Source organism: Paenibacillus sp. fava2, from assembly GCF_058313675.1.
Window position 1 is genome coordinate 5,839,275 of record NZ_CM177755.1, and the last position, 12,545, is coordinate 5,851,819.

7 protein-coding genes and 1 riboswitch are annotated in these 12,545 nt (G+C 47.9%); of the genes, 4 read left to right on the forward strand and 3 right to left on the reverse strand.

What is annotated here, in order from left to right; genetic code table 11:
* The first annotated feature begins 155 nt into the window (after nucleotides 1-155).
* A riboswitch (purine riboswitch) is annotated at nucleotides 156-258 on the forward strand.
* 124 nt (nucleotides 259-382) lie between these two features.
* The 3 genes from AC4G46_RS25635 (at nucleotide 383) to hpt (ending at nucleotide 3,124) form a co-directional block, all read left to right on the forward strand.
* On the forward strand, nucleotides 383-943 hold the full coding sequence (locus tag AC4G46_RS25635; RefSeq protein ID WP_491125187.1) for a phosphoribosyltransferase: 561 nt from the start codon (nucleotides 383-385) through the stop codon (nucleotides 941-943).
* A 103-nt stretch (nucleotides 944-1,046) separates the two neighbouring features.
* Entirely contained in the window at nucleotides 1,047-2,558 is a 1,512-nt protein-coding gene (locus AC4G46_RS25640) for an IMP dehydrogenase (RefSeq protein ID WP_491125188.1), read from the forward strand.
* Nucleotides 2,559-2,590: 32 nt separating this feature from the next.
* Nucleotides 2,591-3,124 (forward strand): hypoxanthine phosphoribosyltransferase, encoded by a 534-nt coding sequence (hpt, locus tag AC4G46_RS25645; protein WP_491125189.1) that lies wholly within the window; start codon nucleotides 2,591-2,593, stop codon nucleotides 3,122-3,124.
* Between the two features lie 124 nt (nucleotides 3,125-3,248).
* Here hpt and AC4G46_RS25650 read toward each other — a convergent pair whose 3' ends face one another.
* Entirely contained in the window at nucleotides 3,249-3,581 is a 333-nt protein-coding gene (locus AC4G46_RS25650; RefSeq protein ID WP_491125190.1) for a hypothetical protein, read from the reverse strand.
* Between the two features lie 515 nt (nucleotides 3,582-4,096).
* Nucleotides 4,097-9,358 (reverse strand): S-layer homology domain-containing protein, encoded by a 5,262-nt coding sequence (locus AC4G46_RS25655; RefSeq protein ID WP_491125191.1) that lies wholly within the window; start codon nucleotides 9,356-9,358, stop codon nucleotides 4,097-4,099.
* Between the two features lie 412 nt (nucleotides 9,359-9,770).
* Here AC4G46_RS25655 and AC4G46_RS25660 point away from each other — a divergent pair, with 412 nt between their 5' ends.
* On the forward strand, nucleotides 9,771-11,459 hold the full coding sequence (locus AC4G46_RS25660) for a methyl-accepting chemotaxis protein (protein WP_491125192.1): 1,689 nt from the start codon (nucleotides 9,771-9,773) through the stop codon (nucleotides 11,457-11,459).
* 85 nt (nucleotides 11,460-11,544) lie between these two features.
* On the opposite strand, the gene AC4G46_RS25665 is transcribed toward AC4G46_RS25660, so the two are convergent.
* Nucleotides 11,545-12,525 (reverse strand): acyltransferase family protein, encoded by a 981-nt coding sequence (locus AC4G46_RS25665; RefSeq protein WP_491125193.1) that lies wholly within the window; start codon nucleotides 12,523-12,525, stop codon nucleotides 11,545-11,547.
* Nucleotides 12,526-12,545: the final 20 nt, after the last annotated feature.

Here is a 12,545-nt window from a genome sequence, read left to right on the forward strand (position 1 = left end):
TTCGTATACTATAGACGTTTTTCCTTTATCGGCATATTTTTTTGAAATCCGCTGATTTTTATGTCATATATAATGACAAAAAATCAAGGATTGACACATATAATCCTCAGTGATAGCATATATAAAAATAATCAAAGTCACAATACCTAACACGAACTTTACAAATTCATAACTCTTGTATAAGCTCATTAATCCGGTTTGAGCGTTTCTACAGGCAACCGTAAATTGCCCCAGGCTACAAGAGACTCCGCATGAACAAAGAAGCTTGAATCCGTGCTGCCGCAGAAGTTACTGTGACCGCCCGCTTTTAGCGACATTTGCTCTGCAGGCGTCTCTTGTATTCCGGGGTTTTTTGCATATTCAGACAAAAGGAGTGAAGGCCATGAGCGCATCGTATGCACGGCTCAGTGAATCCATCAGCAGCGCCAAGAACGTGAGGATCTACAAAAACAAGGAGACCGCCTATGATTTCAAGCTGTACCCTTTTGGTGAGCGGGGCACCTATATCCATCCGGAGCTGATCAGTGAAATTACCGCTAATCTGGCCAGCAGCATTACGGAGCAGTTCCCGGCCTTTGATTACATCGTGTCGCCCGAGCCGGGCGGTCACACCTGGGGGATGCTTGCGGCCTATAAGCTGAACAAACCGATGAACATCCTGCGGCTCAGCACCGAGCTGTATGATAATTATGAGGTATGTATCAAGCGGGAGACGGCGTATAACGAGAATTACATTTATTTTGACGGCTTCACGGCCGGGGACCGGGTGCTTATTCTCGATGATGTCATCAGCTCGGGCGCTACGATCCGCTGCATCGCTGATCAAATGAAGATTATGGGGATTGAGCTTGTCGGGGTACAGGGCATTCTGGCCAAAGGCGAGCATTACAGACAGCTGGAAGCAGACTACGGGATTCCGGTACGGGTGCTGTCGGCGGTATAACGGACGGTTTTATGAAAGAATACTGCGTATTTATCCAAAAGCGGGCTGCATACGGCAAAAGTTGAGGAAGCCGCGCTCACCATACATTCAAGGAGTGAAAATAATGGCTTACTATTATGAGCAGCCGTCCAGAACGTTCAGCGAATTTCTGCTCGTTCCAAATCTGACGACCAAAGCATGTATCCCGGGCAATGTGGATCTCCGCACCCCCGTAACCAAATTCAAACGCGGCGAGGCTCCGGCTTTGACCATGAACCTTCCGGTTACCTCTGCCGTTATGCAGGCGGTCTCTGACCACAATATGGCGATTGCTCTGGCCAAAAGCGGCGGCATCTCCTTCATCTACGGCTCCCAGTCCGTCGAGCAGCAGGTGGAGATGGTCCGCCGGGTCAAGAAATTCAAAGCCGGCTTCGTCGTAAGCGACGCCAACCTCCGTCCGGAGGACACCCTGCAGGATGTGCTGTCTCTCAAAGCCCGCAGCGGCCACTCCACCATCGCCATTACCGACAACGGGGAGCCGACCGGCAAGCTGATGGGCATCGTCACCAGCCGTGACTACCGTGAGAACCGGCTGCCGCGGGAATGCCCGATTACAGAGTTCATGACTCCGCTCTCCTCTTTGATCTACGCACAGGAAGGTACTACCCTGACCGAAGCCAACGATATGATCTGGGACCACAAGCTGAACTGCCTGCCGGTCGTGAACAGCGAAGGCAATCTGATGTATCTGGTCTTCCGCAAGGATTATGACAGCCATCAGGAATACCCGCTGGAGCTTCATGACAGCAACAAGCAGCTGATCGTCGGCGCCGGCATTAACTCCCGTGACTACAAGGAGCGGGTTCCCGCACTGGTAGAAGCAGGAGCAGATGTGCTCTGCATCGATTCCTCTGACGGCTATTCCGAATGGCAGGCGGAGACGATCCGGTATATAAAGGAAACGTTCGGAGAAGCTGTAAAGGTTGGCGCCGGCAACGTCGTGGATAAGGAGGGCTTTCTCTACCTGGTGGAGGCGGGGGCGGATTTCATCAAGGTCGGGATCGGCGGCGGCTCCATCTGCATCACCCGGGAGCAGAAGGGCATCGGCCGCGGCCAGGCTTCCGCTGTAATCGAAGTGGCTGCAGCCCGCCAGGAATATTACGAGCAGACCGGAATTTACGTGCCGATCTGCTCTGACGGCGGTATCGTTCACGACTACCATATCGTGCTTGCCCTGGCGATGGGCGCAGATTTCGTTATGCTCGGCCGCTACTTTGCCCGTTTTGACGAGAGCCCGGGCCGCAAGCTGCTCGTAGGCGGGAACTTCGTCAAGGAATACTGGGGCGAAGGCTCCAGCCGGGCCCGCAACTGGCAGCGCTACGACTTCGGCAATGCCGACAAGGAGAGCAAGCTCGAATTCGAAGAAGGCGTCGATTCCTTCATCCCCTATGCCGGCCGGCTCAAGGATAACCTGGATCTCAGCATCAGCAAAATCAAATCAACCATGTGCAACTGCGGCGCCCTGACCATCCCTGAGCTGCAGCAGCACGCCAAAATCACCCTTGTCTCCGCCACAACTATTTACGAAGGCGGGGCACATGATGTTATGCTAAAGGAGAAGGATCGTACATCCTGACAGATAATATCGACTCACAAGGAGCAGTGGTTATGAACGAATTACGCAAGGTACTGGTAAGCAAGGCAGAGCTTGAGAGCAAGGTGCGGGAGCTGGGCGCCGCCATCTCACACGATTATGAAGGCAAGGAGCTTGTCCTCATCGGCATCCTGAAGGGAGCCGCCGTATTCATGTCCGATCTGATGCGGGAGATCACCTTCCCTGTCGCCGTTGACTATATGTCTGTATCCAGCTATGGCAGCAGCGCTACCACCTCAGGTGTCATTACCATCAAGCAGGACATCGACACCGACATCCGCGGCAAGCATGTCCTGCTCGTCGAGGACCTGATCGACACCGGCCTTACCCTGCAGCACCTGAAGCAGCTCTTCGCCCTCCGCGAAGCCGCCAGTGTCCGCATCTGCACCATCCTCAGCAAGCCCTCCCGCCGTGTGGCCGATATCCCCATCGACTACAGCGGCATCGACATCCCCGACGAGTTCGTCGTCGGCTACGGCCTCGACTACGCCGAGCAGTACCGCAACCTGCCGGAGGTATGGATTGTGGAGACGGATGGCGGGCATTAGGCTGTAGATTGGTTTTGAGGAAAGCCCGCCTGAGGGTATCCGTTATTTGATAACGGGTGCCGGGGCGGTTTTTTTCTTTTACCAGAGGTACCTTACGTATGAAAAAAAGAGAAGATTCCTGATCTTACTTTCCAGCCAGCTTGTCCCACAGTACATCAACAACAGCCGGCCTGCTTTCCTGTGGATACATGTATAAAGTAACTGCCAGCGTTATGACCATGATAAAGGCCCACAATAAAACCTTGTACGGCCGCCGCTTTAGTCTCAGGCTTAACAGATGTCCAAAAGCTATAAATAGCAAATTAATAACTAGCGTAATCGGAACAGTAATAATCCTCGCAAGTCCCGTGTACGGAAAATAATGAATCAAGACCATCAGTAGCACAACTGACGGACTCATCGCAGCCATAGTTTTTAAAAGTGCTAATAATATTTGATACGGCGTTCTTTTTTGCATAGAAGGCCCTCCCATTCAACGATTCCTTCGATTACGACAACCTAAAAGAGAAGACCAGCGGAGTAACGAGTAATGACAACACAACTGGTTCATTCCATGACAAGTATAAAATGACAATTATAGCGGCTACTATACCGTTAAAAATGATCATTTTTACGGAAAGCTTCCATGCTCCGTTCCTAAATATAAGGAAATGTAACAGACTGAGCACAATATGACACATGTACAAGATCAGAAAAAACAGCACAAATACAACAGCATCTCCCGGGCCGCTGGCATACGGTGTAGACACGAATGAGTTACTCATATTGGTTATGATAAAACTGTACATGATGCTCAGGATTAAGGAGAACACGGCAAGATTCCTCAGCAGGGCTTTTTTAGCTTGTTCCATGTTTCAGCTCCTATTAGAGATTATTTACTTAATAAGCACTTACCATAATAAACCACAAAAAACAGGACAGCAATGATCCCGAGTAGGATCGCTGCTGCCCTGCCAGTTTTATTGTATCCTGCTATTTCAATTGATACAGACGGTAGATTAACGCAGCGGCCTCCGCTTTGCTCGCGGTCTGGGCCGGACGGAAGCTCTGATCCTCGAATCCTTCAAATAACCGGATACTCTTGGTCAGGGCTACGCTTGACGCTGCCCATTTGGATATCTTGGCTGCATCTGTAAAGACGGCATTTACAGATGCAGGCTGGGAAACGGCTTGCTGGCCGTTAAAGCCGGTAAGTGCCCGGGCAAGCATCGTTGCAATCTCCTCACGGGTAATGGTTGCATCCGGGTCAAATGCATTAGTCGATTTGCCCGTAATAATGCCTGCTGCATAGGCTGCAGCAATTTCTTTGTAGTAAGGATTTGCTGCTGTAACATCCTTGAACGATAATGTCAGACCATCGCCGCTAAGACCATAAGCCCGGGCAATCATGGCTGCAAATTCCTGGCGCGTAATTGCGCTTGCCGGACGGAACTCTGCAGTCTGATCCAGGATTCCCTTATTCAGCAGATAGTTAATTTCCTGCACTGCCCAATGGCTTGCCGCTACATCTGTGAATGCAGCCTTAGCCAGCATTACCGTATACTTACTGAAGTGTCCTCTCGGTGCTGTCACTGTCCGGGTAACCGGGTCATATTTTCCTCCGACAGCCTCCCATGTAAGACTTTCCTCATTTAATAAATACACTGTCAGATTCTCCAGGTTCGCTTCAGAGTATTTGGATGTATCAATTGCCGACACATCAAAGGTCACATCAATTGGTTTGTTGAAGCTCTTCACCTGCTCAGCTCCTACAAATGCACTGAATTCCATTACTGGAATGCTTGCCAACGGATCAGCCTTGCTTGGTTTGGTAACGACAGCATTTTCAACAACCTCTGCCGCAAGCTTAATAGTCTGTCCTGCTGCAAGCGGACCGAAGGTATCTGCTTCAATAGTGAAGGCTGTCTGGTCCATCTCTATTTTCAGGCCGGAAATATCATTGTCTTTAACCAGTGTAAGGATATCCGAAGGAAGGGAAGTATTCAGCTTGTGAATCCCTTCTTCTACTGCCGGCACCTTAACGGTAATACCTGCTTTCAGATCCGCGGCACTTCCTGCTCCCAGCTTACTGGTCAGATTCTTGGAGAGATCCGACAGGGCCAGCTTCGCAGATTGGATCTGTGTACTGATCAGCGATTCATCAAGCTGTGAAGAAACCGCATTGCCTTCAACCTTTACATTCGCTTTGGCGATCGTAACCTCTCCCGCTTTGTTAATCGCTGACTGGCTTGAAGTGATGACATTAGCTTTCAGCTTCTGCAGCTCTTCTGCCGATACTCCCTGCGCATTGTTCAGCACTGCCGCTGCATTGTCAATCAGTGTATTCGCCAGCGTAACCGCTTTGTCAGAGCTGTCCATCCGGCCGAGCAGATAAGGTGCACTTCCAACAAGCTCTGCAATCGAGTCAACAATCTTTTGCTTGGCTGCAGGATCCTGAATGGTTGCCAGCAAGTCTGAAGCTATATTCATCGCCTGCGAGAGACTCTTGCTGCTCTGCTCCGCTTCCGCTGCGGTTGACGCAGCTTTGAACGAATCCGCAATACTGCTGATGGCTGTTTGTGCTGCTGCCGCTTTATCTGCTGCTGAACCTGTGGTACTGGTCAGCAAGTCCTGCAGCTTGTCATTCTGCTTCTGAACGTTCTCGGAATTGCCAGCTGTAACAGGAGCTGGTGACGGTGTAACTCCACCTGTATTAGTGCCTGGACTTGTTCCGGTATCCGTACCCGGATTGGTGCCGTTATTGTTGCCATTACCATTACCATTACCATTACCATTACCATTACCATTGCCGTTACCATTGCCTGTATCTGTCCCCGGCACGTTGCCGCCCGGCTCTACAATGGTCCCTGTTGTTGACTCAATAATAATCTTCTTATTAAGCGTATACTGCTGACCGTCAAGCGTCATGGATGCTTTGATAATATACGTTCCATCGGTCAAAAATTTGTAACGTTCACCTGTGGAATCATAGGTGTATACAGTCAGCGGATAGCTGACGGAGGAGTTGGAATACAACGTGACACCAGACTCATTCTGAATCTCATAGGAAGCAGCCTCTGGAGTAACATATTTGTACCCGTTGGACCAGCCGCCATTGCTGATAACCAGAATCTGCGGCTTCTTGATCTGCCCGATCTGATTACCGGCATTGTCAACGAGTCCAATTTCAAGTGTGTTCTCGCCTGCAGCACGAACCAGCTTGCCATCCTTGAGCCCCGCAATATCCAGACCCTGTATAGACTGCGGAGCCAGCTCTGTCAGTGTTCCGGCCTTCAGTGTTCCCGGCGCAAAATGAATATTGTACTGATATTCAATCGCCCCGAATAATTTATCCACCTGGACCGTTACATCGCCCGGAGTCAGCTGCACCTGATCTGCATTATGTGCATAGCTCTTAAGCTTCGATTGATACGGAGTGGTGTATTCCACACTGTAAATTGTTCCGGATTCCGGTGCAACCAGTGTAGCAAGCTCTGAAGCTGGAACATCCAGATTTAAGGTATTGTCACCGGCCCCGATTACCACGCCATCACGGTAAATAAAGGTTTCTCCTGCTGTCTGCGCCAGCATACTGTAAGTCCCTTGCGTAGCGTAAAAATAATTCTCATCCTGTGCATTGCTGTCGATGACATACGGAACATTCTCTGCACCGGCCAAATCCGCTCTAACGACAGACAGATCTTCCGCCGGTCTGTCCAGCAACACCTTGCTTACTTCCTGCAGCTCCTGTCTTGCATCCAGCACAAGCGAATAATCCTTACCCGGCTCTGTCTGGATCGATCCGAACATGTAGTAACCATACTTGGATTCTACACCTGTATAGCTCCGGTTATAACGGATGAAGTCCACCCCTACAACAGAAGGTGAATCTACAACCAGAATAGCCTGGGCTTCTGATGTATTAATGAAATAGGAGCCTCTAGTATAATTGCCGTCTTTATTCTTGGTGATTGCCTGCACACTGGCATAATCCAGCGGTACACCACCGGCATAGCTGCTGCCCTCGGCCTTATCCAATCCGCGGACGCGGATAACCGCTTCAGTCTGCGGATCGATTACTGCTACTTTTACTTTTTTGAATAAGAAGGCCGGTTTCTTGAACATGAGCTCGCCAAGATAGGTGGACTGCTCCGCAGGTATAACGAATTTCCCTTGGGCATCCGTAACTCCCAGCACTTCACCGTAACGGCTGATTTCTACTCCGGCCTGCAGTTCACCTTGTCCGCCGGTAACATGCTTCCGTACGGTAACTGTTACTTGCTTGGCCTGTTCAACCGTCAGATACGGCTTGTCTACCAGATCAACCAGCTTACCGTCCTTGTCTCTGATCTCTACATCGAACTCATTCTTAGGCAGTACCTTCAGCTCCGCCTCAGCAAGCAGTTCTCCGTTAACATACTGGCCTCCGCTATAGACATTTGGAAACAATTGAATCTTGTAGTTTCCTGCGTTAACAGGCTTCCAGTCCCGCTGATTAATGCGGACCGGATGACCGTTTTGTTCTTCTGTTGTCCAATACAGTGAATCATTGGACAGTACCTTACCGCTCTCATCCACAATCGACAGCTTATAGGTGCTGTTCAGATCCACCACATTTCCATATTCATCAGTCATAACGACCCGGTTCTCGACACTTTCGCCTAATACTACCTCATTCCGCAATTCATCCTTGCCGTAGTAAGAGGTGTCTGGTACAACAACATCGATCCGGGCTGTATAAGTGCTGCCGCCCTGAAGGTTGTATTCACTATCCTCCGGACTGAAAAAGGCTTTCATAACAATCCGGTTATTGCTGTTGCTCTGACTTGTAGCAGAAGGTGCGATATTGCTGGTCAGACGATGAATCTCTTCGCCCTTGCGCACATATACCTTGCCGCCGGCTGCAGGAAGCGCAGTGCTGACCTGGGTATAATTGAATTTGTCATTAAGATAAGACAGCTGTACCTGTCCTTCACCATTACTCTGCTTGGGCACCTGAAGATTCAATGCACTATAATCGGCCGGATTAGCGGCGGTTGTTACTTCAACCACAGCTTCTGCAGGCTTAACCCGATTACGGAAAACTACTTTATCATTCAAACCCTGAATGACCCCAACCGCAGTAATCTCGTATTCCTTATTCTTCTTGACATAGATGGCTGGTGATCTGAACACAGCATTGCTATATCCGCCGTTAAGCTGTTTATATTGATTGTTATCAATGAGAGAATACGATTCCAGCCTCACAGGGGTATTATCCCAGGAATAATGAAGATTCATGCGGCTATAATCGCTGGCATCCTCGATAATCTCTTTATGCACTCCGTCAACAGACGAATACAATGCAGATTGGCTGACCTGGAATAGATACGTTCCATCATCGGAAACAACGTAGCTTGAATAATTTCCGGATATAATGCCCGTTTTCACCACCAGGACATCGAGTCCTGCAACCCCATAGCGGTTAACAACCCCCGAGGGCCATGAAGAGGAGCTGGCATTCTGGTTGTGCAGCAGCTTGCCGTCAGCATCCAGATAACGGATAGCCACGGTGTATGTACCTGCCTGCTGGAGGTCTGTTACATAGATAGGCTTAGCCTCATATTGATCGCTGCCTTGCATTAACATTACAAAAATAACAGAATTATTGAACCTGAAGCTGTTATTATCTTTCAGCTGAATCTGACCGTTTGCATCTGTAGTAAAGGTGGAGGTGGAATAATAACTCCAGATTGAAACCTGTTCCTTCGCTACCGGGACGCCGTTGTTAAGAATCGTTAATCTGATATTCTTGTCATCACTGCGGATCTCGTCATTAACCGCACTTACATATGTATTAGAATCCTTAGTCATCCGTTCTACAACTACTTCAATTCCTATTGCTGCAGGTACCCGAATGCTCTGAGGCGCAGTAGCGACCGTTCCTTCCAGCCCCGCAAATTCTGCGTGCAGCAAGTACTCTTCACCAGCCTTCAGTCCGTCAAAGGGAATACCACTGTATTCGAGGGAGGAGTATACAGCGTCCAGCACCGTAAGCTTCGCATCACCTCTGGGTTTCACCTGACGGTTAATTTCTGCCCCATCCTTCGACAGAATAAATGTAACCTCTTGCAGAGTCTTAAGATCATTGTAGGTAACGTCCACTACACTGTTGACTGTAATCTTATGATTACCGTCCGGCAGCTTTATATTGGTGGCTACTCCCGCTTTCAGCGAGGCTGCGGATACCCCCATAACATTCACGACAGTTAACATCAATACCAGAACCAGTGAAACAGCTCTGCGAAAAAGCTTCGAATACATAACCCAACTCCCACCAATCCCCAGTAATTTTCATATTTTCAGATGATAACCTGATCTTCCGCTACTGCCCCCTTCACGACAGAACCTCTTTAAATTCGACTTCTAGGACGCATAATACATATTTTTCTTCAAAATGTCTATTAATCCCTTAACAGACATGTATATCTTAATCATAATTACGGGATATTTCTTCTATTTTGTCGAATTTCAACGATGCTTCATAGGCAGAACCAAAATCAAAATGATTCTATCCGGCAAAGAATTTCATTCAAATTTTAAATAATATTCTGTTTTCTGCCGATAAATAGATAGAGCTGCGGCTTAACTTACATACCGGATATTGACTGGGGGAAGCAGGAAAAGGATGAATAGGCGAAGTATCGGAACCAGGATCAGCATGATTTTAATAGGGGTGCTGCTGGTCTTTTCGGCTGCTGTGATGGTTGTTGTCATTAATGAGATGAAGAATGGAATTACCTCCTTTGCCGGGGAGAAGGCGCGAAGCGATCTGAAGCTGGCTGAGGGGTTCCTTGAATATAAATACCCCGGACCTTGGCAGATCAAGGACGGTCAACTCTACAAAGGCGATATTCGAATCAATGAGAACTATGGGCTGGTTGATGAAATCGGCGAGTTGACCGGGGATACGGTGACTCTTTTTCAGGGGAATCAGAGGGTAACCACCAACGTAATGACCGATGGTCAGAGGGCGGTCGGCACAACTGTCTCGGAAGCCGTTCATGAAACAGTGCTCATCAAAGGGGAAGAATATTACGGAGAAGCAAATGTGGTGGGCCAGACCTACCAGACTGCCTACTTACCACTCCTGAACGGGCAGAATGAGATCATTGGTATCTTCTATGTGGGTGCATCCCAAAGCTTGATTGATGTGATTATCTCTTCCTTTATGCAGCATTTTGTGTGGATGATGATCATTGCCATGGTCCTGTCCGTGCTGGTTATGGTGCTGTTCATCCGCCGCATGACAACCAGAATCAGAAGAATCTCGTCTGCACTGCAGCAGGCGGGCGGCGGTGATTTTACCGTCTCGATTCAAGATACGACCCGCGATGAAATTGGCGACCTGGTCACAAGCTATAATCAGATGAAAAATAATCTCCAGACCCTGATCACTCACGGCCTCGAGACAGCGGCTAAGGTTACTACAGCAACCGGTATTATAAAAGAGGTTACGCAGCAGACGGCTACAGAGTCCAGGCAAATTGCCCAAGCTATCGGCGAGGTCACGCAAGGAGCGGAAACACAGACCCAGAGCAGCAACGAAAATCTGCTGGCCATGGAAGAAGTCTCAATCGGAATCCAAAAGATGGCCGAAAGCGCCACCGACATTTCTGCCTCTGCCCACCACTCCAAGCTGCAGGCCGAAGCAGGAGCCGGGTTCGTACACAGCACGGTACAGCAAATGAACCAGATCAGCCGCTCAGCGCATGAGACAGATAGCGTTATCCGTCTGCTGGACGAGCAGTCGCGGGAAATCTCAGCTATTCTCGCTGTCATTCAGCAGATTGCCGGCCAGACCAACCTCCTCGCCCTGAACGCTTCGATTGAAGCCGCACGGGCCGGTGAGCATGGCCGCGGCTTCGGCGTCGTAGCTACCGAAGTCCGGAAGCTGGCCGAACAGTCCGGGCAATCCTCTGCCCGTATCGCTGAGCTGATTCATCAGATGGAGAACGGAATGCATCAATCCGTGCAGGCTATGGCTCAAATGATCAGTGAGGTTCAGTCCGGCCTGCAGATCGCGAATGATACCGAGAACAACTTCCGGGAGATCCTCATGACCAACGGCCAGATCACCGCCCAGATCGAAGAAATGGCCGCAGCCTCCGAGCAGATGTCCGCCGGCATCCAGCAGATCACCGCCTCCGTCACCAGCATCACCGAAATCGCCCGCACCACCAGCACTAACTCGCACCAGGTCGCAGCCGCTACTGCCGTGCAACTGGAGGGAATCGACGAGATCAGCCGCTCTGCGGCGGAGCTGGTAGAGACTTCGGAGGAGCTGCGGGGGGTGTTGGGGCGGTTTAGGGTTTAAGCAAATAGACATTAATAGTAGAGGACTGCTTAGTTCTCGTCCTCTACTATTCCACAACTTTTATTTTCTTCACATTTTTGTATTGTTAAATCCCTATGAAGTATCTACTGGCCTTACCCAAAATTCTTTTTCCGCACCATAATATCAATAAACATACACTTATAGTCAAAATTGAAAATATTGCATACAAAAAGACAGAGCCGGCTTCAAAAAATCCCCAAGTCCATTTTAAAAGAACAGTAATTACATAACCTTGAAAAAAATAAAATCCAAAACTATATCTTGCAAATAATTTAAATTTATCTCCTATCAAATGATCTTTAGATTCAAAAAAGACTAATAGTAAACAACATAGCAATACTTTACTCCACATACGTAGAAATGCATTATCTCCCAAAGGATTATATTGAAAGTTAGTATGCAAATTAAATATATCAAGTAGCGAAATACACAAAAACAAAAATAGTATAATTATTTTATATTTTTTTAACACTGGCAGTACAATGTTTTGAAAATGGCTTACAAACATACCAAAAACATAAATCGGGAAAAAATGAATAAATGTTTGATAAGGCATTCCTTCCCTTGTAATAAAAGTAGAAACGAGAAAGAATATCGGTAAGGTGTAGTAGTATTTAGGTCGTTTATCTATAAATACTAGTACAGGTGATATGATAAAAAATATAAGTATCATAGGAATGAACCAGTATGTTCCTCCTGTACCGCTGATATCTCCAATTAGAATCATTTTCACAATAGAGTAAACATCTACATTCTCTCCTTTGAAATAAAACCACATGATTCCCGGAAATGATAGTATTAAATATGGAGAAAGAACATACTTCGCTTTAGATAGTAAATACTTCTTATAACTATATTTTCGCATAAGGTATTGAAACAAGAATCCAGAAATAAACACAAACAATACAGTACTATCTTGAAACAATGAAAAAAAGACATTATACATTTCACGATTCATAACTCCATTGAATGGTATTAGAGTATGAATTAAAATAACCATTATCATTGAAAAACCACGAAAGTTATTTATGTACCTTAAAAACATTTGCGCAAATCTCCTCTTGA